The organism is Streptomyces sp. NPDC101181 (assembly GCF_044767975.1).
GTDB lineage: Bacteria > Actinomycetota > Actinomycetes > Streptomycetales > Streptomycetaceae > Streptomyces.
This window is the reverse complement of the sequence record NZ_JBIWOX010000013.1, coordinates 139367-163172: the sequence shown is the minus strand read 5'-3', so window position 1 is coordinate 163172 and position 23806 is coordinate 139367. Positions and strand designations below refer to the sequence as shown.

The following is a 23806-nucleotide window of genomic DNA, read 5'->3' as shown; positions in this document are numbered from 1 at the left end:
GACATGCCGGGAGCGGCGGCCGGCGTCGCCGTCACCGCCGCGAGAGCTGGGTGTCCACCGCGCGGGGCGGGTCAACGCCCCTGTTCGGGGGCGTGGGAGAGCTCCAGGGAGACCGGCTCCGTCTGCTGGTTGTGCGCGGTGACGTGGGTGGTGTGCCGGGTGAAACGCAGCCCCATGGCGGGGAGTTCGTGGGGCTCGTGGAGAGCGCAGAGCAGCGCGGCGGCGGCCGGGAGGCTAAGGGGGGTGTCGGCGTCGTGCCCGAGCAGGGCCGCGGTGTCCGGGGCGTCGAGGGCGGCGCGTTCGGCGTGGGCGAGGACGGCGTGCGGGTCGTCGACGATGAGTTCGTCGATCTGGACTCGCTGAGCACGGACTCGGAGGTCGAGCGGGCGGGCGGCGGACGGCCTCCGGGAGGGGACCGCGGACAGCGGATTCGGGTGGGTCACGGGGTGGGCTCCAGGGTGCGGTGGTGCGGAATCGCCGTCGGGTGCGGTGGTGTTCGCCGGGGGTGCGGGTACTCGGGGCGCCGGTGGGGGCATCGGAGATACTCACCATGGAAGCGACGTGCGGTCGTCGCAAGGTGCGCTGTATGCATTGCGCTCAGGCTGCGCGGAGTGTCGAATAGTTCGAGCCGGAGCGGGAGGGGGCACCACGTGGCGCGGGAGCGGTCGGGCCGGACGGCGCAACACCTGGTCCTGGTGGCGCGTCTGCGGCATCTGCGGGAAGGCGCTGGCCTGTCCGTACCGCAGGTCGCCAAGCGGCTCGGCTGGCATCCGACGACGCTGCGGCGGCTGGAACAGGCCCAGACCTCGCTCGACGTCGGGCAGGTGTCCGCGCTGCTCGGCCTCTACGGGGCGGGCGCCACGGAGGCCGAGGACATCATGGGGCGGCTCAACAGCGCCAACATGCCCGGCTGGTGGCATCCGTGGCGGGACGCGATGGACCCGTGGCTGATGGACCTGATGAGCGTGGAGTCCGCCGCGAGCGTCGTCCGCACCTGGGACCCCGCGCTCGTACCACTGCTGCTGCGGACCCGGGCCTACACCATGGCCGTGGACGCGGCCCTGCGCCCGGAGTTGGACGCCGGAGCGCGGGCGCGGCGGGCGGACCTGCTGGCGGAGCGTCAGAAGCGGCTGCGCGAACAGCAGACGCGGGTCTGGGCGGTGCTGCCGGTCAGCGCGCTGCGCTGCCGGGTCGGCGGCCCCCAGGTGATGCGCGATCAGCTCGACGCGCTCCAGGAGGCGGCGGAACGGCAGGATGTGACGGTGCAACTGCACGCGGAGAGCGCGCCGCCGCACCCGCTGACCGGAATCCCCTCCCTCAGTCTGTACCGGGTGGAGATCCGGGAGATCGCGGACCATGTGGTCCGCGGCGGCGGGCTGCCCGGGACGGCGGAGGTCTGGGACACCAATCCGGCCGTACAGGAATATCAAGCGATGCTGGACATGTCGTGCGTCATGGCGATACGCCCGGCCCGAACAAGGGAGATCCTGAAGGATGAGCACGACCGGGAACGGGCCTGAACTGCCCGCACAGATCGACACGTCCGTCGCGCACAGCGCCCGGGTGTGGAACTACTGGCTCGGCGGGAAGGACAACTTCCCCGCGGACCGGGCCGCGGGCGACGCGTACCGGGGCAAGTACCCGCTGATCGAGACGTTCGCGAAGGAGTCCCGCGACTTCCTGCGCCGCACGGTCACCTACCTCGCCCGGGACGCCGGGATACGGCAGTTCCTGGACGTCGGCGCGGGTCTGCCGACGGCGAACAACACCCACGAGGTGGCCCAGCGCATCGCGCCGGAGTCGCGGATCGTCTACGTCGACCACGACCCCCTCGTCCTGCTCCACGTCCACGCCCTGCTGACGTCCAGCCCCGAAGGCGCGACCGCGTACGTCGAGGCGGACATGCGGGACACCGACACCGTCCTCGCGGGCGCCGCCGAGACCCTGGACCTGACGCGGCCGGTGGCCCTGGTGATCTCGGACGTGCTCGGGCACATCGTGGACTGGGACGACGCGCTATCCCTGGTACGACGGCTGGTGGAGCGGTTGCCGTCGGGCAGCTACCTCTCGCTCTCGCACTCCACCGCATCCGACGAGGCGCACCGCGCGGTGCAGGACGAGTACAACTCCTCGGGCGCGATCCCCTACATCTTCCGTGAGCCGGAGACGACGATCGCGTTCTTCGACGGGCTGGAGATGGTCGAGCCGGGGATGGTGTCCTGGCCGAACTGGCGGCCCGACGCGAACACCGGCACCACCACGGCGCGGGCCGGGTGGGGCGCCGTCGCCCGCGTCCCGTAGGGGGAATGCGTCCCGCCGGCCGCACCGGGCTCGCGAGGTCCGGCGCCACGCCCTGATCCGGTCCGACCGGTACGGGCCATCCCCTCGACCCTGTCCGCAACCGCCGCGCCGCGCACCCGGATCGCCCGGGGGCGCGGCGCGCTCGGCCCGCAGAGGCGCGCAGCATGAGCACCAGAGGAACGGCAGAGCCCTTCGAAGCCGATCCGTCGCGCGCCCGTGAACTGCGGGAGGCGGCGACGGTCCGGCTGATGCGGGCCGCGACGCGCTCCGGCGCCCATCTGATCAGCGAGGCCGCGACCCTGATCGGCGGGTCGGCGGTGCTGGCCGACCCGATCGCCGGTGCCGTCTACAGCACCCCGGCCGTCGCGGCGGCCACCGGCGTCCAGGCCGCCGCCCACCCCCGGGACCACCCGCATCACGTCCTGCGTCCGGCGGCCGGGGCGCTCCTCGTCCTGCACCCGTCGTCCGCGGTGTCCGCCGAGCACACCGACCTCGTCGCCGCGACCACCGCAGCCCTGCTGGAGGTCCGCGGGCAACGCGCCGCCGAACTGCGCGCCGAGCAGATGCGGCTGCACAGCGCGCTGCTCCGGCTGCTCCTGGGCGGCCACCTCACCGCCGTCACCAACACCCTGGGCGCCGACGGCCTCACCCACGTCACGGTCTACCGGCTCACCGGCCCCGACATCCCCACCGCCCACCAGGTGCTCTGGCGGGCCGCGCGCCCCACCCTCGCCGGACACGGCGGCTCCTGCGTCCTCATCGGCGAGCTGGACGGCGAGCTCCTGGTCGCCGAGCTGCACTGCGGGCGGGACGACGGACGCATCCTCCGGCTGGTCTCCCGGGTCGGCGAACGCCACCATCTCCTCGCGGGCCTCGCCGGTCCGCTGCCACTGGCCGAGATGCCCACCGCGCACGCGGAGGCGGCCGCCGCCCGGCACAACGCCACCCCCGCCCACCGTGTCGTCCCGGCCGACGCCGCCTTCCTGGCCCGCTTCCTGGAGCCCGGCTCCTACAGCCGGTGGGCGAGAGCCGTCCTCACCCCGCTCGCCCCGGAGCACCGGCATCTGCTCCTGGTCTGGCTCCGCACCGGCAGCACCCCGCGTGCCGCCGCGACCCTCGGCCTCTCCCCCGGCACCCTGCGGTCCCGGCTGCGTGAGCTGACCGCCCTGCTGGACGCGGACCTGGACGACGTCACCGTGCGGGCCCATCTCCTCCTGGCCCTGCGCGCGCCCGTGTCCGGTGAGAGTCCCGGCACCGGTCACGCCGACGGGCAGGAGGGCCCGGCCCGGACCCCGCCGGGGGGTGACGCGGCCGGGGGCGACGCGGCCGACGGGCCGTCCGGCCGGGCCCGGCTGGAGACGCTGCCGCCCGGGGTCCTGGACACCGCGCCCGCCCTCGCCTGGGCCACCGGACTGGTCGGCGGTCTCGAACCGCGGCTGCGGATCGCGCTGGCCTGCTGGCTGCGTCACCGGGCGCGGACCGCCCCGGCCGCGGCCGAACTCCACGTCCACCGCACCACCCTGACGGTCTGGCTCGCCCAGTGCGCCGAGCGCCTGGACCGGAACCTGGACGACGCCGCGGTCCGCGCCGAACTCCATCTGGCGCTCAGGACCACCGAGGCCACCGGTGCCGGGGACGACCCGCGGACCCTGCCCCGGCGCGGCGGCCGAACCTACCGGCGGGTCTGAGCGCGCGAGCGGCCGACGGCGAAGGGCGGTGCCCCCCGTCCCCGGGGTGGCACCGCCCTCTGTGTGGTCCGGTGGGTCGAAGCGGCCGGATCAGTAGGCGCCGAAGACGTTGTCGATCGAGCCGTAGCGGTCGGCGGCGTAGTTGCAGGCCGCGGTGATGTTGGCGACCGGGTCGTAGCTGTCGGTCGAGGTGCCGGGCACGTGGTAGGCCTGGAAGGTCGGGTCGATGACCTGGAGCAGACCCTTGGACGGGGTGCCCTTGACGGCGTTGGAGTCCCAGTTGTTGATGGCGTTGGGGTTGCCGGAGGACTCGCGCAGGATGTTGCGGTGGATGCCCTCGTAGCTGCCGGGGATCCCGCGCTCGGCCATGATCGCCAGCGACTCCCGGATCCAGCCGTCGAGGTCGTCGGAGTACGTGGTCGCCTTCTCGGCGGCCTGGGCGACCGGGGCCGCGGCGCGCTCCGAACGGTCGGCGCGCTCCGCCGACGCGCCGCGGGCGCCGCCCGTCGCGGCCTTGTCCGCCGTGTCGCCGGACGGGGCGGCGGCCTTGGCGGTGATGGTCAGCGTGACACCCGGGTGAATGAGGTGGGGATTCCCGCCGACGACCTTCCGGTTGCCTTCGTAGAGCTTCTTCCAGCCGCCGCTCACGGAGTATTCGCGAGCGATCTTGGAAAGGGTTTCTCCGGACGCCACGGAATGCTGGGCGGGCGCGGCCTTCACGGCGGACTTCGCGGCGGAATTCGCCGGGGCGGCGGCCGCGGCGGGCGTGCCCTGGTGCGGTACGGCGGCCGGGGCGGGGGCCGCGGCGGCGGTGGTGGCGCCGATCACCGGGAGGGCGAGGACGGCTCCGCCCGTGGTCACGGCGGCGAGGCCGCGGATCGACGGGAGGGACTTGGGACGACGATGCTTACCCTGTGCGGGCATGGGGGATTTCCTCTCCGGCGCCTGCGAGGTGAGCTGTCGGGTTCAGACGGGAGATGTCTGGCCGCGTGGAGACGCGACTTCACCCCAAGCCGTTCCGGTGACGGTTCGGCGACTTACCTGGGTCCCCCGCTCCTGCCGTACGCGAGTGGGTAGCGGATTACCGGACGGCGGCAGGATTCGGCGTTCCATCCGGATTGCGGCGACCGTAGGCGAGAAACGGCGAGCGGAACAAGCCCCGCATTCCGCAATTCCCTTTCTCCGCATGATCGAAAAAAGGGAATGCGCTCCGGGGGCCGTCCCGTCACGCCGTCAACTTTCCCCGCACCAAAGGGAACCGAACCTTCCGGATACTCGTCCGCGCGCCACGACGTGACGCTCGCCACTTCCCAGGACAAGGCCGGAGAAACGCACGGGCAAAAGTCCTCAAAAGTCCCAATAGCATGTTTAAGGATGAGCGTTTCAAAAACGGTAAATCGACCATACCGACCAACCGAAACGGTCATACCGGACAGGTTCGGCGGGGTCGGCCGAACGGTCCGCCGGGCGATCGCTTACGGTGTGAGGTGGAGGCTAGTAAGCCCACCCTTACCTCCGACGTACGCTGTACCTGCCCGCGTTCGCCCGCCCCGAAGGATCACCACGCCCATGACACGCCCCGTCCGCGTCGCCATTGTCGGAGCCGGCCCCGCCGGTATCTACGCTGCGGACGCGCTGCTCAAATCCGAGGTCTGCCAGGACCCGGGGGTCTCCATCGACCTCTTCGAGCGCATGCCCGCGCCCTTCGGCCTGATCCGTTACGGCGTGGCTCCCGACCACCCCCGGATCAAGGGCATCGTCAAGGCCCTCCACCAGGTGCTGGACAAGCCGCAGATCCGCCTCTTCGGCAACGTCTCCTACCCCGACGACATCGGTTTGGACGACCTGCGGTCCTTCTACGACGCGGTGATCTTCTCCACCGGCGCGGAGGCCGACCGGGCCCTCGACATCCCGGGCATCGAGCTGGACGGCTCCTACGGCGCGGCCGAGTTCGTCTCCTGGTACGACGGTCACCCCGAGGTCCCCCGCACCTGGCCGCTCACCGCGGAGAAGGTCGCCGTCCTCGGCGTCGGCAACGTGGCGCTGGACGTGGCCCGGGTCCTGGCCAAGACGGCGGACGAGCTGCTGCCGACCGAGATCCCGGACAACGTCTACCAGGGCCTCAAGGCCAACAAGGCGCTGGAGGTGCATGTGTTCGGGCGGCGTGGCCCGGCCCAGGCCAAGTTCAGCCCGATGGAACTGCGGGAGCTGGACCACTCCCCCAACATCGAGGTCATCGTCAACCCCGAGGACATCGACTACGACGAGGGCTCCATCGCCACCCGGCGGGAGAACAAGCAGGCCAACATGGTCGCGCAGACCCTGGAGAACTGGGCGATCCGCGATGTCGGCGACCGCCCGCACAAGCTGTTCCTGCACTTCTTCGAGTCCCCCGTCGAGATCCTCGGTGAGAACGGCGAGGTCACGGCGTTGCGCACCGAGCGCACCGAGCTGGACGGCACCGGCAACGTCCGGGGTACGGGGACGTTCACCGACTGGGACATGCAGAGCGTCTACCGCGCCGTCGGCTACTACTCGGAGGAGCTGTCCAAGCTCCCCTTCGACGTGGACTCCGGCACCGTCCCGCACGAGGCGGGCCGCGTCATCGCCGGGGACGAGCACATGGCCTCCGTCTACGTCACGGGCTGGATCAAGCGCGGTCCGATCGGGCTGATCGGGCACACCAAGGGCGACGCCAACGAGACCGTGGCCTGCCTCCTGGAGGACCGCGCCGCCGGCCGGCTGCCCGAACCGGCAGCGCCCGCCCCGGAGGCCGTCGAGACCTTCCTGGAGAGCCGCGGCGTCCGCTTCACGACGTGGGAGGGCTGGCACAAGCTGGACGCCCACGAGCAGGCGCTCGGAACGGCCCAGGGCCGGGAGCGGATCAAGGTCGTGGAGCGCGACGGGATGCTGGACGCCTCGGGCGCCTGACCTCCGGCCGGGGCGGGTGAGCCGCTCGGGGGTCTCGGCGGCGCTCAGGTCCGGGTCGTACGCGCGGACCAGGGCCGCGTCTCGCCCCGGCGGACACCCGCGGCCCCGGCCGGGACCACGACCCGGTCCCGGCCGGGGCCGTCCGCGCGCCCGGGACCGGGGACCGCTCGTCGGCGCCCGGCCCCGAGGAGCAGGCTTCCGGGACCACCGGCGTGCCGCCGGTGCCGGGGGCTACGCCGTACGCCGGGGGTCCGGCCCCCGGAAGGTCCGCCACAGGTCCGGACCGGGGGTGCGCGCCGTGGCGGGGCGGTGGGACGCGGCAGGCCGGGCCCAGCGGGCGGCCAGCAGGAGGGCGATGTCGTCGGGGCGGTCGACAGCCGCGCGGGCCTCGCCGATGACCTGGTCCGCCGCCTCGGCGAGGGGCAGTGCGCCGATCCGCTCCACGGTGGCACGCAGCCGTTCGATCCCCTCGTCGATGTCGGTCCCGGGCCGCTCGATCAGGCCGTCCGTGAAGAGCGCGAGCATGGCGCCCGGATCGAGCCGCATCTCGGTGACCGGGTACGTGGCCTGGCCGTCGATCCCGAGCACGATGCCGCCGGGCAGGTCCAGCACCTCGGTCCGGCCGTCGGGCCGCCGCAGGACGGGCTGCGGGTGCCCCGCCCGTACGGCACGGGCCACCCCGGTCGCCGGGTCGAGGGCGATGTAGCAGCAGCTGGCGAACTGGCCCGGGTCGAGGTCGATCAGCAGCCGGTTCGTCCCGCTGATCACCTCCTGCGGGTCGTAGTTGTTCAACGCGAAGGCCCGCACCGCACTGCGCAACTGGCCCATCGTGGCCGCCGCGGCGACGCCGTGGCCCTGCACGTCGCCGATGACCAGGGCCAGTTCGTGCCCGGTCTCGATGACGTCGTACCAGTCGCCGCCCACGTCCATGCCCTGGGTGCCGGAGAGATAGCGCCCCAGGGTGTCCACCCCGTCGATCTCCGGCAGCCGGTGCGGCAGCAGGGCGTCCTGGAGTCCGCGGGCGAGCGCGGACTCGCTGTCGTAGCGCTGGGCGCGCTGGAGCGCCTGGGCGATCAGCCCGGCCAGCGCGGTCAGCACCGTGCGCTCCTCCGGGCTGAAGCCGCGCGGGCGGTCGAAGCCGAGGATGCAGGAGCCGACGGGGCGCCCCGAGGCGATCAGCGGCAGGAACGCCCGCGCCCCGACGTCCGCGTCGATGGGGATGCCCGGATAGGCCTCGGCGAGGCGCTGCATGGACTCGAAGAAGATCGGACGGCCGGTGGTCAGGGTCTCCACCCCGGGGATGCGGACGTCCAGTCCGACCCCGTCGAAACGGTCGAGGAACCCCTGGGGGAACCCCGTCTCCCACGCCAGGTGGAGGTGGCGTTCGTCGAGCAGGTAGATGGCGAGCTGACGGCCGCCGAACGCGGGCAGCAACTCCTCGGTCACCACCGCGGAGACCTGCCGGGCCGTGACCGCCTCGGTCAGCGCGATGGCGAGGGCCACCGGCCGGTACAACGCCGAGGACCGGTCCGCGGTGGAGCCGATCCCCAGGCCCGGGGCGGTCACGGAACCGGGGGCGTGGGCGGGCTGTCCGGCCGCCTGGAGGACGACGCTCACCCCGTCGTGGCCCGGGTACAGGGAGACGGACAGCCAGCGGGAGGGCGGGCGGCGGGCGAGGAAGTGGACCGGCTCGTCGGCGATCAGCGCGGCCCGGTAGTGGTCGTCGTAGGCCTCGTGCCCGAACCACGGCAGCGCCTGCCACACGCCGTGGCCGACCAGCTCCGCCCGGGGGTGCCCGAGCAGTTCCTCGGCGAGGCCGTTGGCGTACGTGATCCGGCCGAGCCGGTCCAGGGAGAGGATGCCCCGGGGCAGCCGGTCGGCGGCCTCCGGGACGACGGGGCCCGCTCCCAGGTCGACCAGGAAGCCGGTCAGGTGGCTGGAGGCCGCGTCGCCGCGCGGTTGCGTCCAGCGGCCGGACAGCTCCAGCAGATGGGACCTGCCGTCGGGGCCGCGCAGCCGCATCCGGCGGACGACCGGCTCGGCCGACTCCACGGTCTGCCGGGCCAGCGCCCACAGCCCGTAGACGTCCTCGGGGACCAGCCGTTCGGCGAGGGCGTCGACGGTGCCCGGAAAGACCGCGGGCGCGAAGCCGAGGATCCGGCACAGTTCGTCGTCGGCGGTGACCCGGCCGGAGTGCAGGTCCCAGTCGAAGCGGCCTACCCGCACCGGGGGCGCGGCGGCGGCGGGCAGTTGCACGGGGACCGGTTCGGCCTCCCAGACGCAGTCGACGCCCCGGTCCTCCAGGTCGGTGAGGGCGGCGCCGAGCCGCTCACCGTGCTGGTGGAGCCGGTCGCCGTCGGCGGCGGCGATGGGGTTCCCCGGGGTGGAGGGCCGCAGGATCGCCAGTACGCCCATGCTGCCGCCCGGCCCGGTGACCGGGGCCCACAGCGAGCCGAACGGGAACGGCAGCCCGGCCATCAGCTGGGGGAAGCGGCGCATCCCCTCCTCCGCGTCGGCCAGCAGCACGGGGCGTCCCGTGCGGTAGGCCTCGGACACCGGGAAGGGCCGGTTCACGTGGATCCGCCACCAGGGCCGGAACAGCGGCCCGGGGAGTCCGGCGAGCACCGCGAGCCGCAGGAGCCCCGGCGTCCCGGTGCGCAGGTAGACCCCGCCCGCGTAGCCGGGGCACGCTTCGACGGCGCTGACAAGCGACTGCGCAAGGACCAGCGACAGCTCGTCCGGTACGCGGCCGTTCCCGTGCGCCCCGTCCGCGGCCCCGCTTCCGGCGGGCGGGGTGTTCCGGGTCCTGTCGTGCCGGGTCACACAGCCAGGATGTCCCGGTCAGGGGGGCCTCGCACCTTCGGCGCGACCGGCCGCCACCCCCGTGGGCGGCCGGTCGCGGGTCCGGGGCGGTGAGGCCCGCCCGTCGCGGCCGCGGGTGCGGGGCGAGGCCCGGCGACCCGCGGCCGCGGGTCAGTAGAGTTTGGCGACGGCGGTACGGGTGGTCTTCTTGAACCCGGTGAGCGGCGCGCCGTCCAGTTCGCCCAGCTGCCACCACTCGACGACGGTCACCGCGCGGCCGTCGCGGCCCACGGACAGCAGCCGGATGTCGGTGGTGCCGGTCCCCGGGGAGGAGGTGTCGACGCTGTAGACGTGAGCGCCGTCCTCCACCGCGATCCGGCCCTGGTGCGACGCCTCTCCCGCCAGGCCGGGGTTCTGCTCCGCGAGCCGGTCCAGGCAGGTCTCCACCGCGGTCCGCAGCTTCGCCGCGAGGTCCTTCGCCCCCGCGGTGGTCGCGGCGACGGTGACGGTCTGGCGGGCGCCGGTGTCCAGCTCGGTACGGAAGTCCCGGTAGCGGCTCTGGGCGGAGGGGGCGGTCCCGGCCGTGCACGGGGACCCCTCCTCGGGCAGCCCCCGGCGTACCGCGCCCGCCGTCCACGGGGTGAGCGAGGCGGGCAGTTCCCTGGCGCTCAGGAACGTCGGGGCGGGTGCGGGCGTGGCCGCCGCGGCGACGGGCGCCGCCGCGGTGAGGGCCAGGCCCGCTGCCGCGGTGGCCAGGAAGAAGGTACGGATCGTGTGCGGGCGGCTCATGCGCATGGTGGTGGTGCTCCCCGTTCGGACGGTCGGTCGTGTTGCCGTACGAGTCGTACGGGAACGGGCACCAGCCTGGGCGGCCGCTCCGGATCAGGACAAGCCCGGCACGGTTTCCGGCCGGGCTGGAACCGTCCCACCCCCGGTGACGTGGGTGTTCCCGGAGGGCTGGAACGCCCTGGAACAGCGGTGGGAGGCGGACGGCTTGGGTGAGGGTGGTGGCGACGGGACCGAGGGGTACGCCCGTGACGCTCTGGCGCAGCGGCTGAACGCCCTGCGGGAGGGTTCGGGCCGGACGTACGCCTCGCTGGCCCGGCGCATCGGGATCAGCGGCTCGACGCTGCACCGGTACTGCACGGGGCGGACGGTGCCGGTGGAGTTCGCCCCGGTGGAGCGGCTGGCCCGGCTGTGCGGAGCGCCCGGCGAGGAACGGGAGGCACTGCACCGCCTGTGGGTCCGGGCCGTCGCGGAGCGCGTCGACCGGCCGGGAGCGGAGTCCGGGCAGGGGCGGGGCGAGGCTTCCCCGGCGGTGGCCGGAACCGGGGTGGCGGGCGCACGGGAGGACTCCGTGCCGGTGCTGGTCGGCGGGGTGGGCGAGCGCGGACCGGGCGGCGGGGGCGGGGGCGGGTTCGAAGCTGGTCCGGCGGGCCGTGCGCGGCGGATGCGGCAGGCGTGGCGGGTGCGCCGCGTACGGCGGTCGGGGCAGGCGCTCGCCGCCCTCGCCGCCGCCGCGGTGGTGCTCGCCGTGGTGGCGGCCTTCGGAGGGTCCGGGCTGCCGCTCCCGCCGGGACAGGAACGGCAACCGTCGGGAGCCGACGGGCCGGGCCGCCCCTCGGCGGGCGTCGCCGGGCCCTTCCCAGGTTCCGGCTCACCCCGGCCCGGGGCTTCCTCGTCCCCGAAGGCGCCGCGGGGAACACCGTCAAAGGGGCCGGAGGCGAGCGCCCCGCCGGGGACCGGGCCGCGGCAGGTCTCACCGAAGCCGGAAACCGGGCCCGGTGGCGCTGCTGGTGCGGGACCCGGCAGCGACTCCGGCACCAGCTCCGGGTCCGGGTCCGCTCGGACTCCGTTCACCTGGATCAGTGACGACCAGGTCTGGAAGCACGGCTGCGACCACTCCTACCTGCTGGACCGGGCGCCCTCGGCCGTCCCGCCGCCTCCGGTCGAGGCCGACGCGAGGGCGTGGGCCACCGCGCTCGGCGCGGTGCACGCGGACGAGACCGGGGTCCGGATCACCGTGCAGGGCCGGGACCAGCGGGCGGTGGTGCTGGAGGCACTGCGTATCCGGGTCGTCGAACGCCGGTCGCCCGCCCCGGGGCAGGTGTACCGGATGAGTTCCGGATGCGGCGGATCGCTCACCCCGAGGATGTTCGACGTCGACCTCGACGTGCCCCGACCCGTCGCGCACTCGGTGCCGGGCAATGACTCCGGCGTGCCGATCGAGGCGATCGCCTTCCCCTACCGGGTCTCCTCGTCGGACCCGGAGATCCTGCTCGTCACCGGGCGTACGGTCGGCTGCGACTGCGACTGGTTCGCCGAGCTGACGTGGAGCAGCGGCGGCCGCTCGGGCACCGTACGGGTCGATGACGACGGGCGCCCGTTCCGGACGAGCGGGTCGCGGGGGCGGCCCGTCCACGACTACGACACCGGCGCCGGGCGCTGGGCACCGGTGCGGGACGCCGACGAGGCCGGGGGCACCGGCGGGGGCCGGGAGAACGGCGGAGACGGGGAGAGCGGCGGAGTGGGGGAGGCGGCGGGGCGCTGAGCCGGCAGGCGGCGCCAGCGGAGGCGTGCGGGCCCGGCGGCGGCCATGCTGGGTGACAGGCGGTCGGCGCTCGGGCGACCGGAGCCACCGCCACCGCTTCCCGTCCGGGGAGGCGCACAGGGCGACGGAGGCGGAGGTGGCCATGGGCCCGGAGCGAGACCCCGCCGCCGCCCTGCGGCGGATCGCCTTCCTGCTGGAACGCTCCCAGGCCGCCACCTACCGGGTGAAGGCCTTCCGTACCGCTGCGGCCGCCGTGGACGCGATGGCCGCCGGGGAGGCGGCCGAGCGGGTGGCGGCGCGCTCCCTGGAGCGGGTCACCGGGATCGGTCCCCGCACCGCTGAGGTGATCCGCGAGTCCCTCGCCGGAGAGGTGCCCGGCTATCTGGACCGGCTGGAGCGGGAGGCGGCGGCCGAGACCGTTCCCGAGGGCGGGGAGGAGCTGCGGGCCCTGCTGACCGGGGACTGTCATCTGCATTCGGACTGGTCGGACGGCGGCAGCCCGATCGAGGAGATGGGCCGGACGGCGGCGGAGCTCGGCCACGCGTGGGCGGTGCTCACCGACCACTCGCCCCGGCTGACGGTGGCGCGCGGTCTGTCGCCGGAGCGGCTGCGGCAGCAGCTCACGGTGGTGGAGCGGCTCAACGCCGAGTGGGCCCCGTTCCGCCTCCTGACGGGCATCGAGTGCGACATCCTCCCGGACGGTTCGCTCGACCAGGAGCCCGAACTGCTGGAACAGCTCGACGTGGTGGTGGTCTCCGTCCACTCCAAGCTGCGCATGGACCCGGGTCCGATGACCCGGCGTCTGGAGGCGGCGGTGCGCCACCCGCGGGCCAACGTGCTCGGCCACTGCACGGGCCGTCTGCTGGACGGGCGCGGCAGGCCGGAGTCGCGGTTCGACGCGGAACGGGTGTTCGCCGCCTGTGCGGAGGCGGGGACGGCGGTGGAGATCAACTGCCGTCCGGAGCGGCAGGACCCGCCGCTCCGGCTGCTGCGCGCGGCCGTCGCGGCGGGCGTGCTCTTCGCGATCGACACGGACGCGCACGCTCCGGGACAGCTGGACTGGCAGCTGTCGGGCTGCGCCCGCGCCGAGGAGTGCGGGGTCGCGGCGGATCGGGTGGTGACGACGTGGAGCGCGGAGCGGGTGCTGGAGTGGGCCGGGTGACCTCGGCGGCGCCGCACGGACTCCCCGCGCCCCGGACGTGCGGCAGACGCGGACGCCGCGGGGGCGGGGCACACGGGGGCATCCGGCGCGAGGGAGGCGCGGGAGCGTGATCGCCCGCCCCGGGGGGACCGGGACGGGCACGCGGGAATTTCCGACCGGTGGGGCCGGGGGCTACTTCTCGGGGTAGATGTCGCCCGCGGCCATGGCGCTCTGCTGCACGCTCCGGTCCCGGATCGTCCGGGACTTCTTCTCCAGCCGCTCCTTCTCCTGCGGGTCGCTCGCACGCTCCGCGGCCTCGGCCAGCTGCTGGGCCTTCTCACGCATCTGCCGAGCCAGGTCGGCGGGTTCGTCCGAACCGCTCATCACCACTCCTTGGACGCTGTGACATGTCGGCGGCAAGGCCACCGCCCCCAGCGAACCAGCGGCCGGCCGATTCCGCATCCCGCGCGGGCCGCGTCCACGCGCCGGAGCACGGCGTCAGCCGGACCGCCGGTCCAGCCTGCGCCGGATCGCCCGGAGCCGGGGGTGGCGGGAGTGGGCCTCGGCGGCCCGGCGGTCCAGTTCCTCGCCGAGCCGCCGGGTGCGCTGGTCGATGTCGAGTTCGTCGAGGACCCGGTCGATCTCGGCCAGCAGGGCCCCGTGCAGCTGCCACTGACGGGGATGCTCCTGGACGTCCTCCAGGAGCAGGTCCGCCACCTGGTCGCGGGTGGCACGGCTGCGGGTGAGGGCGTCGGCGAGCCGGCGTTCCGCCTCCTCCGCGTCGGCGGCGAGCGGCGTGGTGACCAGGACCGCGAAGCTCTCGATCGCCTCGGCGAGCCGGCCGAACAGCTCCTGGAGCAGCCCCGCCACGTCGGCGGGGAACAGCGACTCCTCCGTGCGGGCCTTGGCCAGGTCGGTGAGGGTGCGGGAGAGGACGCGCAGCACGACCGCGCAGATCTCCAGCGTGTCCAGGCCGGTGCGCAGGACCACCCGGTGGAGCAGCCCCTGTCTCACCCTGGGGTTGAGGGTGAGACTCTCCTCCGCCTGCCGCAGCGAGGCGTCCACCTCCACGATGTCGTGGTCGAGTCTGCGGGCCTCGTGGAGCCGGGCGGCAGCGCGGGGCACGGGGTTGCTGCCCACCACCTCCTCCCCCAGGCTCCGGAGCATCGTGCCCATGCGGGAGGCCAGCGACTCGATGGCGGAGCCCGCTGTCCCGACCCATACGGGCGGGGCGAACACCAGGTTGAACAGCAGCCCCACGACAGCGCCGATCAACGTCTCCCACACCCGGTCCCAGGCGGTGTCGGCGACCTGGGAGACGCCGAGGACGAGCATGGCGCTGATGGCCACCTCGGGGACGAACTCGTTGACCCGCACCAGTCGCCCGACCAGCAACGAGGTGAAGATCGTCAGCCCGAGGCTCCACCAGGTCAGCCCCACCAGGGAGCTGAAGGCGATGGCGATGAGCACGCCGACGACGACGGAGTTCACCCGGCGGACGCCGGTGGTGAGGGTCGCGTAGAGGGTGACCTGGACGACCAGGAGCGCGGTGAGGGGCGCGGTCAGCGGCGCCGGCTCGGGCAGCGCCCAGACGGCCACGGAGTAGGCGATGACGGCGGCGGCCGTGGAACGCAGGGTCTGGACCCCCGCGGGCTCGGCGGTGCGTTGCACGAGTCTGACGACGGGGGCGGAGACGGCGGGCATTCCTTGACGGTCCCCGTTTTCGGCGCGGAGCAGCGGGACTCCCCCGCCGGTGCGTCCGTATGGCCCCGCGATGGGAACCCGGGGCGTCCGCGGGGCTCCGCGATCGGGACGGGGTGCGCGGCGCGGCGTACGGGGAGACCCTGGAGGCATGGCTATCTCGCACTCCAGAGGAACAGGCCCCCCGCAACCGCGTCCCCCCGGCGAGACCCCACCGGCCGAGGGCTCCATCAGCGAGGCCCACCAGGAACGCCCGGACGGGGGCCTGTGGGAGCACCCGGCCGTATGGACCGTCCTGATCGTGCTCGGCGCGGTGGCGGTCGCGGGTTTCTTCATCGCCCGGATCTTCGGGTTCGGCTAGGGCCTGCCGTCGCACTGCCGTCGTCGCCCGGACGCCGCGCGACGGGCGGCGGTATGACGACAGGCCCCAGGGGCCGTTCACGCAGTGGACAGCGAGCGGCGGGAGAACGGCCCGTCCCGGGCGGGAATGACGAGTGCCCGTGACGCACGGGGCGTCACGGGCACTTCTGTGCCGGTCTCAGCCGTGGGATGCGGTCCGTGCCGCGCGTGCCCGGATCTCCTCACGGCGGGCCTCGGCCTGTTCCTTGCGACCCTCGGCCTTCATCCGCTCGTCGTCGAGGGCGATGCCGTCCGATTCCTTGATCATGCCTTTGAGCCGACGCGCCTTGGCGCGGGCCAGGTCGGTGCTCTTTCCCACAGCTGCCTCCATGCCGCGAGGGAGATACGCGCTTCTCCCTCCACTATGCATATCCGCACCGCGGAACGCAGGGGGCCGGAGCGCGGTCCGTGGGACCGGCCGTCAGAGCAGCGGCTCCTCGCCCTCCTCCGGCCCGCCGCCCTCGACCCGCAGGGCGAGATCCTGGAGGACGTCGGCCGAGGACACCTCCGTCTGGCCGGAGTCGTGCACCTGCGCGAGCATCGTGAACGCCAGGGTGAAGGCGCTCACCAGCTGCTCGACCGCACCTCCCACCTCACGTCCGACCACGGCCACCACCTCCTCGACGGAGAAGTCGTCGGGGATGGCGATGTGGGGCATGGTCTCGTTCAGCAGAGCGGTGACGGCGCCCGCCCCCGCGTCCAGGTCCTCCCGTTCGACGTCCGCCTCCAGCAGGCGCTGCATTTCGCGCGCCTCTGTGAGGATGCCGATCACGCGCTTCACGACTTCCCGTTGCTCCATGAGCGCGAGCATAGGCCGTGCGGGCCGGTCCGCAGAGCCTCGACCGCACGCGCGTACGGTCCGGCTTGCCCGGGTGTGCCGCCGACGGGGTGCGACAGTGCGCGGCTGCTCAGCGCGGCGGGGGGCGTCTACGTGAGCGGTTCTCCCGCATCGCCTCGCGGATTCCGGCCGCGGTGGCGCGGGCGTGCTCGGGGGTCGCGGTGTGGTCGGCGACGGAGGTGACGAACCGGTGCAGGGGCCGGCGGCAGCGCGTGCAGGGCGTGTCGGTGGTGAGGAGGTAGCCGTCCTCGCACTGCGGGTCCGCGCACGGTCCGGACCGCAGCAGGTGCTCGGCGATCTCCTGGGCGCTCCAGCGGCGGCGGCCGTCCTCGTCGAGTTCCCCGAGGGCGTGGGCCCAGCGCAGGTTCCAGCGGCGCTCGATGCGTTCGCGGAGCTGGGCGGCGGTGCGGGGGCCGGTCTCCTGGTGGATGAGGTCGTGGACGGTGCTGGGCACCCGGCCGCCGAGCGCCTGGAGGAGCTGGGGCGGCAGGGCCTGGAGGACGTAGCCACGCGGGTTGCCCTTGGCGTTCTCCCGCCAGCGGTCGCAGCCGCAGGAGCCGTCGGCCCGCTTGGGCAGGTGGCAGCGGCCGCACAGGCCGCGGCATTCGGCGCAGAGTCCGCCGTCGAGCCCGTCGAGGTGGGGTGCGGGCGCGCGGCCGCAGGCGTGGCAGCAGGCCGCGCATGGACCGCAGAGCCGTTCGGTGCCCGCCTTGGTGGTCCAGATCCGCGTCTGGCACCGGCAGCACAGGCCGGTGTTGCAGTGTTCGTGATGGGCGGCGCCGGAGTGCCGGCCCGGGGGCGGAAAAGCCATCTGCCCATTGTGCGGGATCGGCCGGAGCGGATGCGGGCGGCAGCGGGGAACCGGCGAAGGGCGCGGGTGTCCGACCGGGTCAGGGGTGCAGGTTGCTGACCAGGTGCGCGGTGGCGCCCACTCCGTCGTGGATCGACGGCGCCACGCTCGTACCGGCCAGGAAGAAGCCGAGCAGGGCGCAGACCAGCGCGTGCGAGACCTTCAGGCCGTTGCGCAGGAACACCACCGCGAGGATCACCAGGAGCAGCAGCAGTGAGATGGAAACGGCCATGACCAACCTCCTCCGCCGCCGTGCCTGATGTGCGGCGGTCGGCCGCCAGTCTCGCGGAGCGGAGGGGCCGTTCGGCGGACCGGCGTGTCCGCCGAACGGGTACTTCCGGGAGGCGGTCCGTTACGGGGCCACGGTCCGGCGGTCGCGCAGGAAGCGTTCGAGTCCGGGGAGGTCGTCGGTGTTGAGGTGGTCGACCCCCGCGGCGAGCAGTTCGGTCCAGACGGCCTCGCGTTCGGGGCCGGGCAGGTCGGGGGTGGCCCAGAAACGGATGCGGCGGCCCTCGCGGTGGGCGGTGGCGACCAGCGTACGGAGCCGGTCGCGCTCGGCGCGGGGGAAGGGGCCCGTACCGCGCCAGCCGAAGCTCTGGGTCCAGTTGGCGCTGACCAGCGGGGCGAAGGAGGCGGGGGCCGCGGTGCCGAGGTCGTCGAGGCGGCCGTCGTAGAACGCGTAGCGGGTGCGCTGGGCCTCCATCGGGGCGCGGGCGGCGCGGTCGCCGGAGATGACCGCGGTGACCGCGCCGGGGTGGACGCGGCCGTGGCTTGCGCGGGTCATCATGCGGTGGTGGCGGCGCAGTTGCCGGTCCAGTTCGCGGTAGGCGGCGACGCCGTCGGCCTTGATGTCCACGAGCAGTTGCAGCGGGGCGCGGTGGCGCGGGTAAACGCTGCCGTGTCCGGCGCGCACCAGGGCGGCCAGTGGGTCCAGGTAGAGCGAGGCGAGGGTGCGGGTGGGGTCGAGGGTGGCGGGCTCGTGGGCGACGAGCAGGTCGCCGTCTACCAGGAAGATGTCCGCCTCGACACTGGTGAATCCGTGCGCGAGGGCGTCGTGCAGCGGGCGGGGGTGGAGGTAGTCGTTGTGCGCATGGGCGTGACGCAGCGGGCGCGGCCCGTGCGGACGGGCGGGCGCGGCGACGGCCGTCGCGGTGGGGACGACGAAGCCCGCGGCGGCGGTGGCGAGGGCGACCGTGAGCGCGCGGCGACGGGTGGGGTGGGCCATGGGAACTCCCTGAGCGGCGGACGGGTGGGAGGGGGACGGTCGCGACGAGTATGGAGTCGCACGGGCCCTTCCGGTCAGGTACCTGACAGCTGTTCGACCACGTTTCACGCCCCGGCCACTCGTGCGCCGCTCCCGCCTCCGGGCCCCCGGCACGCTGCCCCGGCCCACCGCCCGTCAGACCGTCAGGGCGCTCTCCGTGCCGCTCCGTTCGCCCCACCGGACCGTACGGTCGCACCAGCGCTCCAGCAGCACCCGGTCGTGTCCGACGGCGAGCAGGGCCGCGCCGGAGGTGGCGCGGTAGCGCTCGACCACGGCGACCAGGGCGGCGGTGGTGGACGCGTCCAGCATCGCGGTCATCTCGTCGCAGATCAGCAGCCGGGGCTCAAGGACCAGGGCCCGCGCCACACAGGCCCGTTGGAGCTGGCCGTCGCTCACCGCGTGCGGGCGGCGGTCCAGCAGTTCGTCGGAGAGGCCGACCAGCGTGGCCAGTTCGGCCACCCGGTGCGGGACCTCCCGGCGGCGGCCGGTGGAACGCAGCGGCTGGGCGATCAGCTCGCGGAGGCTGAGCCGGGGGTCGGCCGCGAGCCGGGGCTGCTGGAAGACGACACCGACGGCCGTGCGCTGTTCCCGCGGGGCGCGGTGGCGCCAGCCCCGTACAAGGGTGCCGTCCAGGGTCATGGTCCCGGCGTCGGGGCGGTGCAGGAGGGCGGCGACCTTGGCCAGGGTGGACTTGCCGCAGCCGCTGGGGCCGAGCAGTCCGACCGCCTCGCCCGGCGCCACGTGCAGGGTGACATCGCGGACGACCGGGTCACGGCGGTCGTACCCGGCGGTGATCCCGGTCAGTTCAAGCACCGGCGGCCTCCTTGGTGAGGGACAGGGCGCGGCCGTCCGGCGCGTGGTGGCACGCCAGGCCCCCCGTGAAGGCCGGGCGTTCGCCGGTGCAGCGGGCGTCCGCCCGCGCGCAGCGGGGGGCGAACGCACACCCCTCGGGCAGCGCGCCCAGTTCGGGCGGCATCCCGGGAATCGGGGTGAAGTCCCGCTCGGGCAGGGCGTTCAGCAGACCCCGGGCGTACGGGTGGCGGGGGCCGGGGGCGCCGAAGAAGTCCGTCGCGTCCGCCATCTCGACGATGCGTCCGGCGTACATCACGGCCACCCGGTCGGCGATGCGTCCGGCGGCGGCCAGGTCGTGGGTGATGATCAGCAGCGCCCGGCCCTCGTCGGTGTGGCGGCGCAGTTCGTCCACCGTCCGCTCGACGAGGTCCCGGTCCAGGCCGGTGGTCGGTTCGTCGGCGAGCAGCAGCGGGGCGTCGCCGATGAGGGCGAGGGCGGTGGCGGCGCGCTGGGCGAGACCGCCGGAGAGTTCGTGCGGGTAGCGGTCGAGGTGGCCGTCCGGGAACGAGGCGCGGGCCGCGGCCGTAGCGGCCGCTTCGCGCAGGCCGCTCCCCCGCGCCCCGGTCAGCTCGCGCAGCGTCTCCTCCAGCTGGGACCGGACGGTGCGCACGGGGGTGAGGTGGGCGGCGGGACTCTGCGGTACGAGGCCGACGCGCCGTCCCCGTACGGTGCGGGCGAGGGTGCGTTCGTCGGCGGTGAGCAGGTCGGTGTCCCCGCCGAGGACGGCGCTGCCGGTGGTGGCGGCGTTGGCGGGGAGCAGCCCGAGCAGGGCGGAGGCCAGGACGGACTTGCCGCAGCCGCTCTCACCGACGAGGGCCAGGCACTCCCCCGGTGCCAGGGAGAAGCCGGCGCCGGTGACGGCGGCGATGTCCCGGCCGCCGCGCATCCGGAAGCGTACGGACAGGTCCCGTACGTCCAGGACGGGCGGTTCGGCGGAGGCGCGGCCAGCGGCGGCGAGGTCCGCGGGGGCGCGGTCGGCGGTCACAGCATCAGCTCCGATTTCCGGCGCGGGTTGATCCGGTCGCGCCAGGCTCCGGCGAGTCCGGCCAGCGCGAGGGTCGGGATGATCAGGAAGAGGCCGGGGAAGAGGGTGGGCCACCAGTCCCCGGCGAGCAGCGAACCCCGCGCGGACTGGACGAGGTTGCCGAGGCTCGCCTGGTGGGCGGGGAGCCCGAGCCCGAGGAAGGACAGCGCCGACTCGTGCCACATGGCGTGCGGCACCATCAGCACCGCGGCCAGACCGGCCTGCGGGAGCACCCCGGGCAGCAGGTGGCGCACGACGACGCGGGTGCGGGAGGCCCCGCCGGAGACGGCCGCGTCGATGAAGGGGCGTGTGCGCAGGGACAGCACCTCGGAGCGGACGATCCGCGCGGTGGAGATCCAGTGGGTGAGAGCCACCGAGATGATCACCGGCCAGACGCCGGGCCGGAACATGGCCACGATGAAGATGCCGAGCAGCAGGTGCGGGACGGACGACAGGGTGTCCACGAGCCGCATCACGATCCGGTCCGGCCAGCCCCCGAACGCCCCGGCGAGCGCGCCGGTCGCGGTACCGACGACGGTGGCGGTGAGGGCGGCGACCAGGCCGACGAGCAGCGAGACGCGCAGTCCGTAGACGCAGCGCAGCAGCAGGTCGCGGCCGACGTCGTCGGTGCCGAAGGGGTGGGCGAGGGAGGGCGGGCGGAGCTTCGCGGCGAGGTCGACGGCCTGTTCGTCGAGCTGGGCCAGCGGCGGCACGACCAGGACGGCGAGCGCCACCGCGACGACCACGGTCACGGAGGCGGTGACCCGGACGCGGCGGGAGGTGCGGCCCGGCAGGGCGAGTGCGGTCTCAGCCATCGAAGGCCACCCGGGGGTCGGCGAGTCCGTAGAGGAGGTCGGAGAAGAGGTTGCCGAGGAGGACCGCGGCGGTGGCGAGGACGGTGAGCGCGGCGAGCAGCGAGAAGTCGACGGACGTCGCGGCCTGCACGGTGGCGGCGGCGATCCCGGGCCAGCTGAAGACCGTCTCGACGAGCAGCGCGCCGGTGATGAGTTCGGGGACGCGGGAGCCGATCAGGGTGAGCATCGGCAGCATCCCGGAGCGCAGGGCGTGGCCGAGGAGCACGGTCCGCTCACTCAGCCCCCGGGCGCGGGCGCCGCGCACCGGGTCCTCGGCGAGGGCGTCGGTGACCCCCTGGCGCACGTAGAGGAAGAACCACGGCAGTTGGGAGATTCCGAGGACCGCGGCGGGCAGCACGAGGTGCGAGGCGACCTGGCCGAAGGTGATGACCTCGCTGGCGGCGTCGGTGAGCCCGCCGGCCGGGAGGACGTCCAGCTTCAGGGCGAAGAACCAGATGGCGAGGAGGCCGAGCCAGAAGGCGGGGGCGGCCTCCAGGGTGTACGCGGCGGAGCTGACGGCCCGGTCGAGCCAGCCGCCGGGGCGCCGGGCGGCGAGGACGCCGAGTCCGGTGCCGAGCAGGATCGCGACGAGGAAGGCGGAGGCGGCGAGGAGGGCGGACCAGCCCATGCGTTCGGTGATGACGTCGGCGACGGGCTGCCGCATCACGCTGGAGTCGCCGAAGTCGCCCTGGAGCGCGGAGGTCAGCCAGTTCCACCAGCGGGTCACCAGGGGCTGGTCGACCCCGAGGTTGACCCGCAGCTGGTCCAGGTTCTCCTGGGACGCGGTGAGGCCCGCGGTGCCGGCGTAGGCCTTGACCGGGTCGAAGGGGGACGCGGCGGCGACGGCGAACACGCCGAAGGTGACGGTGAGGAGGACCGGGACGGCGAACAGGGCGCGCCGTCCCGCCATCCGTGCCATCGGCCCCCAGGGGAGGCGGCGGCTCACGTGTCCGAGCCCCCGGCGTCCTCGGTCTTCCACTTCTCGACGTTCCACCAGGGGCCGGAGGCCAGCCCGTGGTCGTGCGGCTCGACCTGCGTGGTGAGGGGGCCGAAGCGGTCGTCGACGACGTAGAGGTGGTCGATGTGGGTGAGGAAGGTGTAGCCGGGGTTCTTCACCAGTTCACGCTGGACGGTGTCGTAGGCCTTCTTCCGTTCGGCCTTGTCCCCGCTCCTGCGCCCGGCCTCGATCGCGGCGTCCACGGCCTTGTTGTCGTACCAGGCCATGTTGTTGAAACCGTCGCCCGCGAGGGAGGACTTGAGCAGGGTGTACTGGTCGAAGTCGGGGTCGGCGGGCGAGCCGCCGCCCGCGAGCACCGCGTCCTGCTTCATCCGGGGCTCGATGACCTCCCAGGTCCCGGCCTCGGTGCGGATGTCGATGCCCGCCTTCTTGGCGTCGGAGGCGTAGGCGAGAGCGTGCTCCTGGCGGAGCTTGTCGCCGCTGAGGTACCAGAGAGGGAAGGTGGCGCGCACCCCGTCCTTGACCCGGACGCCGTCCTTGCCGGGCTTCCACCCGGCCTCGTCCAGGATCTTCTTCGCCGCGGCGAGGTCGTGGGGGCGCTCGGTGCCCTTCGTGAACCACTCGCTGTCGGTGGGGACGGGCCCGTAGGCGGGCTTGCCGCTGCCGTTGAGGATGGCGTCGACCATGGTCTGCCGGTCCACCGCCACGTCCAGGGCGCGGCGCACGGCGGTGTCACCGGCGACCTTGTTGTGGGTGGGGAGGGTCACCGTGCGGTAGTCGTAGCTGTCCGCCGCGTAGGTCTTCCTGCCCTGGTCGTCGGCGAAGCCCTTGGCGAGGTTGGGCGGCAGGATCGCGCCGTCGAGGTCGCCGGAGCGCAGCCGGGTGGCGCGCACGTCGTCGTCCTTGATGATCGCCATGGTGAACTTCTTCACCTCGGGTGCCCCGCCCCAGTAGTCGGGGTTGGCGGTGAAGCTGAGCTTCTCGCCCTTGGACCAGTTGGTCAGGACGTAGGGCCCGGTGCCGACCGGCTTGGTGGTGAAGGGGCCGTTGTTGACGTCCTGCTTGCCCGCGACGTGCTGGGGGGCGATGGGCAGGACGGTGCGCTGGGCGAACGGCGCGTAGGGGTACTTGAGCGTGAAGACGACGGTGTCCTCCCCCCGGGCGGTGACGTCCTTGACGGCGTCCAGCTCGGTGCGGGAGGGGTTGTTGGTCTTCTCGTCCAGGATGGTGCGGTAGGTGAAGACGACGTCCTTGGCCCCGAAGGGCTTCCCGTCGCTGAATTTCACGCCCTCGCGGAGCCGGTAGGTGTACGTGAGTCCGTCGGCGCTGACCTCGGGGAGCGCGGTGGCCAGGGCGGGCCGGAGCTTCATGTCCCCGTCGAGGGCGAGCAGTCCGTCGAAGATCTTGGAGTTGCCGTCCTTGCCGTAGCCGAGCAGCGGGCTCAGGCTGTCGGGCTCGTAGGCGATGCCGACGACGGCCGAGGCGGAACCGGCCGCCGAACCGCCCTGGGGGCTGTCCGGGTTGGAGCAGGCCGCCGCGGTCAGGGACAGTGCGGTCACCAGCGCGGCGGCGGCCGCCCCGCGTATCGATCGGGCCGTCATACTCTGCACATCCCTGTTCGAGATCGACTGTTGTTGCGAACAGTGTGCAAT

The 23806-nt window shown here is 73.9% G+C and carries 23 protein-coding genes and 1 riboswitch; of the genes, 7 read left to right on the top strand and 16 right to left on the bottom strand.

The window, feature by feature from the left end; all coding sequences use genetic code 11:
• Nucleotides 1-71: 71 nt before the first annotated feature.
• The gene (locus tag ACIRRU_RS20480) at nt 72-443 is read right to left on the bottom strand and encodes a hypothetical protein (protein WP_403682435.1); all 372 of its coding nucleotides are present in this window, start codon (nt 441-443) and stop codon (nt 72-74) included.
• 207 nt (nt 444-650) lie between these two features.
• Here ACIRRU_RS20480 and ACIRRU_RS20475 point away from each other — a divergent pair, with 207 nt between their 5' ends.
• The 3 genes from ACIRRU_RS20475 to ACIRRU_RS20465 all read left to right on the top strand — a co-directional run bounded on the left by ACIRRU_RS20475 (nt 651) and on the right by ACIRRU_RS20465 (nt 3989).
• Nucleotides 651-1520, top strand: a complete 870-nt coding sequence (locus tag ACIRRU_RS20475) for a helix-turn-helix domain-containing protein (protein ID WP_403682432.1) — start codon at nt 651-653, stop codon at nt 1518-1520.
• On the top strand, nt 1495-2301 hold the full coding sequence (locus tag ACIRRU_RS20470; protein ID WP_403682430.1) for an SAM-dependent methyltransferase: 807 nt from the start codon (nt 1495-1497) through the stop codon (nt 2299-2301). The genes ACIRRU_RS20475 and ACIRRU_RS20470 overlap by 26 nt, the downstream gene beginning before the upstream one ends.
• Nucleotides 2302-2465: 164 nt before the next feature.
• Complete coding sequence (locus ACIRRU_RS20465) at nt 2466-3989, top strand: helix-turn-helix domain-containing protein (protein WP_403682428.1); 1524 nt, start codon at nt 2466-2468, stop codon at nt 3987-3989.
• 90 nt (nt 3990-4079) lie between these two features.
• Here ACIRRU_RS20465 and ACIRRU_RS20460 read toward each other — a convergent pair whose 3' ends face one another.
• The gene (locus ACIRRU_RS20460) at nt 4080-4913 is read right to left on the bottom strand and encodes a transglycosylase SLT domain-containing protein (protein WP_403682426.1); all 834 of its coding nucleotides are present in this window, start codon (nt 4911-4913) and stop codon (nt 4080-4082) included.
• Nucleotides 4914-4918: 5 nt separating this feature from the next.
• Nucleotides 4919-5106: riboswitch (cyclic di-AMP (ydaO/yuaA leader) on the bottom strand.
• Between the two features lie 452 nt (nt 5107-5558).
• Here ACIRRU_RS20460 and ACIRRU_RS20455 point away from each other — a divergent pair.
• The gene (locus ACIRRU_RS20455) at nt 5559-6920 is read left to right on the top strand and encodes an FAD-dependent oxidoreductase (protein WP_403682423.1); all 1362 of its coding nucleotides are present in this window, start codon (nt 5559-5561) and stop codon (nt 6918-6920) included.
• A 231-nt stretch (nt 6921-7151) separates the two neighbouring features.
• Here ACIRRU_RS20455 and ACIRRU_RS20450 read toward each other — a convergent pair whose 3' ends face one another.
• Both ACIRRU_RS20450 and ACIRRU_RS20445 read right to left on the bottom strand, forming a co-directional pair.
• Nucleotides 7152-9743, bottom strand: a complete 2592-nt coding sequence (locus ACIRRU_RS20450; protein WP_403682421.1) for a SpoIIE family protein phosphatase — start codon at nt 9741-9743, stop codon at nt 7152-7154.
• 150 nt (nt 9744-9893) lie between these two features.
• The gene (locus ACIRRU_RS20445; protein ID WP_403682418.1) at nt 9894-10511 is read right to left on the bottom strand and encodes a hypothetical protein; all 618 of its coding nucleotides are present in this window, start codon (nt 10509-10511) and stop codon (nt 9894-9896) included.
• A 145-nt stretch (nt 10512-10656) separates the two neighbouring features.
• On the opposite strand from ACIRRU_RS20445, the gene ACIRRU_RS20440 reads away from it, so the two are divergent.
• Both ACIRRU_RS20440 and ACIRRU_RS20435 read left to right on the top strand, forming a co-directional pair.
• Nucleotides 10657-12273, top strand: a complete 1617-nt coding sequence (locus ACIRRU_RS20440) for a helix-turn-helix domain-containing protein (RefSeq protein ID WP_403682415.1) — start codon at nt 10657-10659, stop codon at nt 12271-12273.
• 142 nt (nt 12274-12415) lie between these two features.
• The gene (locus ACIRRU_RS20435; protein ID WP_403682414.1) at nt 12416-13435 is read left to right on the top strand and encodes a PHP domain-containing protein; all 1020 of its coding nucleotides are present in this window, start codon (nt 12416-12418) and stop codon (nt 13433-13435) included.
• A 171-nt stretch (nt 13436-13606) separates the two neighbouring features.
• On the opposite strand, the gene ACIRRU_RS20430 is transcribed toward ACIRRU_RS20435, so the two are convergent.
• Both ACIRRU_RS20430 and ACIRRU_RS20425 read right to left on the bottom strand, forming a co-directional pair.
• Nucleotides 13607-13798: a DUF6381 family protein gene (locus tag ACIRRU_RS20430; RefSeq protein ID WP_403682411.1), complete on the bottom strand. Its 192-nt coding sequence runs from the start codon at nt 13796-13798 to the stop codon at nt 13607-13609.
• Nucleotides 13799-13912: 114 nt separating this feature from the next.
• The gene (locus ACIRRU_RS20425; RefSeq protein ID WP_403682408.1) at nt 13913-15118 is read right to left on the bottom strand and encodes an aromatic acid exporter family protein; all 1206 of its coding nucleotides are present in this window, start codon (nt 15116-15118) and stop codon (nt 13913-13915) included.
• A gap of 148 nt (nt 15119-15266) precedes the next feature.
• Here ACIRRU_RS20425 and ACIRRU_RS20420 point away from each other — a divergent pair, with 148 nt between their 5' ends.
• Nucleotides 15267-15476, top strand: a complete 210-nt coding sequence (locus ACIRRU_RS20420) for a DUF6480 family protein (RefSeq protein WP_363203994.1) — start codon at nt 15267-15269, stop codon at nt 15474-15476.
• A gap of 177 nt (nt 15477-15653) precedes the next feature.
• Here the strand turns inward: ACIRRU_RS20420 and ACIRRU_RS20415 are convergent, their stop codons facing one another.
• From ACIRRU_RS20415 to ACIRRU_RS20370, 10 genes are all read right to left on the bottom strand, one after another.
• Nucleotides 15654-15833, bottom strand: a complete 180-nt coding sequence (locus ACIRRU_RS20415) for a hypothetical protein (RefSeq protein ID WP_403682405.1) — start codon at nt 15831-15833, stop codon at nt 15654-15656.
• A gap of 102 nt (nt 15834-15935) precedes the next feature.
• Complete coding sequence (locus tag ACIRRU_RS20410; RefSeq protein ID WP_363203992.1) at nt 15936-16325, bottom strand: hypothetical protein; 390 nt, start codon at nt 16323-16325, stop codon at nt 15936-15938.
• 97 nt (nt 16326-16422) lie between these two features.
• Nucleotides 16423-17163 (bottom strand): hypothetical protein, encoded by a 741-nt coding sequence (locus tag ACIRRU_RS20405; RefSeq protein ID WP_403682402.1) that lies wholly within the window; start codon nt 17161-17163, stop codon nt 16423-16425.
• 79 nt (nt 17164-17242) lie between these two features.
• Nucleotides 17243-17434: a hypothetical protein gene (locus ACIRRU_RS20400; RefSeq protein ID WP_363203990.1), complete on the bottom strand. Its 192-nt coding sequence runs from the start codon at nt 17432-17434 to the stop codon at nt 17243-17245.
• 120 nt (nt 17435-17554) lie between these two features.
• The gene (locus ACIRRU_RS20395; RefSeq protein WP_403682399.1) at nt 17555-18427 is read right to left on the bottom strand and encodes a phosphatidylinositol-specific phospholipase C/glycerophosphodiester phosphodiesterase family protein; all 873 of its coding nucleotides are present in this window, start codon (nt 18425-18427) and stop codon (nt 17555-17557) included.
• A 174-nt stretch (nt 18428-18601) separates the two neighbouring features.
• Nucleotides 18602-19279: an ABC transporter ATP-binding protein gene (locus ACIRRU_RS20390; protein ID WP_403682397.1), complete on the bottom strand. Its 678-nt coding sequence runs from the start codon at nt 19277-19279 to the stop codon at nt 18602-18604.
• Nucleotides 19272-20204 carry an ABC transporter ATP-binding protein gene (locus ACIRRU_RS20385; protein WP_403682513.1) on the bottom strand — a complete coding sequence of 311 codons (933 nt, stop codon included), beginning with the start codon at nt 20202-20204 and terminating at the stop codon, nt 19272-19274. The genes ACIRRU_RS20390 and ACIRRU_RS20385 overlap by 8 nt, the downstream gene beginning before the upstream one ends.
• Before the next feature lie 95 nt (nt 20205-20299).
• Entirely contained in the window at nt 20300-21157 is an 858-nt protein-coding gene (locus ACIRRU_RS20380; RefSeq protein ID WP_403682394.1) for an ABC transporter permease, read from the bottom strand.
• Nucleotides 21150-22115 (bottom strand): ABC transporter permease, encoded by a 966-nt coding sequence (locus tag ACIRRU_RS20375; protein ID WP_403682392.1) that lies wholly within the window; start codon nt 22113-22115, stop codon nt 21150-21152. The genes ACIRRU_RS20380 and ACIRRU_RS20375 overlap by 8 nt, the downstream gene beginning before the upstream one ends.
• Before the next feature lie 23 nt (nt 22116-22138).
• Nucleotides 22139-23755, bottom strand: coding sequence for an ABC transporter substrate-binding protein (locus tag ACIRRU_RS20370; protein ID WP_403682389.1), 1617 nt, complete (start codon nt 23753-23755; stop codon nt 22139-22141).
• Between the last annotated feature and the right edge of the window lie 51 nt (nt 23756-23806).

Excerpts from the sequence above, each read along its gene's own strand:
- ACIRRU_RS20470 (WP_403682430.1), top strand. The coding sequence starts at position 1,495 with ATGAGCACGACCGGGAACGGGCCTGAACTGCCCGCACAGATCGACACG.
- ACIRRU_RS20465 (WP_403682428.1), top strand. The coding sequence starts at position 2,466 with ATGAGCACCAGAGGAACGGCAGAGCCCTTCGAAGCCGATCCGTCGCGC.
- ACIRRU_RS20460 (WP_403682426.1), bottom strand. The coding sequence starts at position 4,913 with ATGCCCGCACAGGGTAAGCATCGTCGTCCCAAGTCCCTCCCGTCGATC.
- ACIRRU_RS20455 (WP_403682423.1), top strand. The coding sequence starts at position 5,559 with ATGACACGCCCCGTCCGCGTCGCCATTGTCGGAGCCGGCCCCGCCGGT.
- ACIRRU_RS20445 (WP_403682418.1), bottom strand. The coding sequence starts at position 10,511 with ATGAGCCGCCCGCACACGATCCGTACCTTCTTCCTGGCCACCGCGGCA.
- ACIRRU_RS20435 (WP_403682414.1), top strand. The coding sequence starts at position 12,416 with ATGGGCCCGGAGCGAGACCCCGCCGCCGCCCTGCGGCGGATCGCCTTC.
- ACIRRU_RS20430 (WP_403682411.1), bottom strand. The coding sequence starts at position 13,798 with ATGAGCGGTTCGGACGAACCCGCCGACCTGGCTCGGCAGATGCGTGAG.
- ACIRRU_RS20425 (WP_403682408.1), bottom strand. The coding sequence starts at position 15,118 with ATGCCCGCCGTCTCCGCCCCCGTCGTCAGACTCGTGCAACGCACCGCC.
- ACIRRU_RS20420 (WP_363203994.1), top strand. The coding sequence starts at position 15,267 with ATGGCTATCTCGCACTCCAGAGGAACAGGCCCCCCGCAACCGCGTCCC.
- ACIRRU_RS20410 (WP_363203992.1), bottom strand. The coding sequence starts at position 16,325 with ATGCTCGCGCTCATGGAGCAACGGGAAGTCGTGAAGCGCGTGATCGGC.
- ACIRRU_RS20405 (WP_403682402.1), bottom strand. The coding sequence starts at position 17,163 with ATGGCTTTTCCGCCCCCGGGCCGGCACTCCGGCGCCGCCCATCACGAA.
- ACIRRU_RS20400 (WP_363203990.1), bottom strand. The coding sequence starts at position 17,434 with ATGGCCGTTTCCATCTCACTGCTGCTGCTCCTGGTGATCCTCGCGGTG.
- ACIRRU_RS20395 (WP_403682399.1), bottom strand. The coding sequence starts at position 18,427 with ATGGCCCACCCCACCCGTCGCCGCGCGCTCACGGTCGCCCTCGCCACC.
- ACIRRU_RS20385 (WP_403682513.1), bottom strand. The coding sequence starts at position 20,204 with ATGCGCGGCGGCCGGGACATCGCCGCCGTCACCGGCGCCGGCTTCTCC.
- ACIRRU_RS20380 (WP_403682394.1), bottom strand. The coding sequence starts at position 21,157 with ATGGCTGAGACCGCACTCGCCCTGCCGGGCCGCACCTCCCGCCGCGTC.
- ACIRRU_RS20375 (WP_403682392.1), bottom strand. The coding sequence starts at position 22,115 with ATGGCACGGATGGCGGGACGGCGCGCCCTGTTCGCCGTCCCGGTCCTC.
- ACIRRU_RS20370 (WP_403682389.1), bottom strand. The coding sequence starts at position 23,755 with ATGACGGCCCGATCGATACGCGGGGCGGCCGCCGCCGCGCTGGTGACC.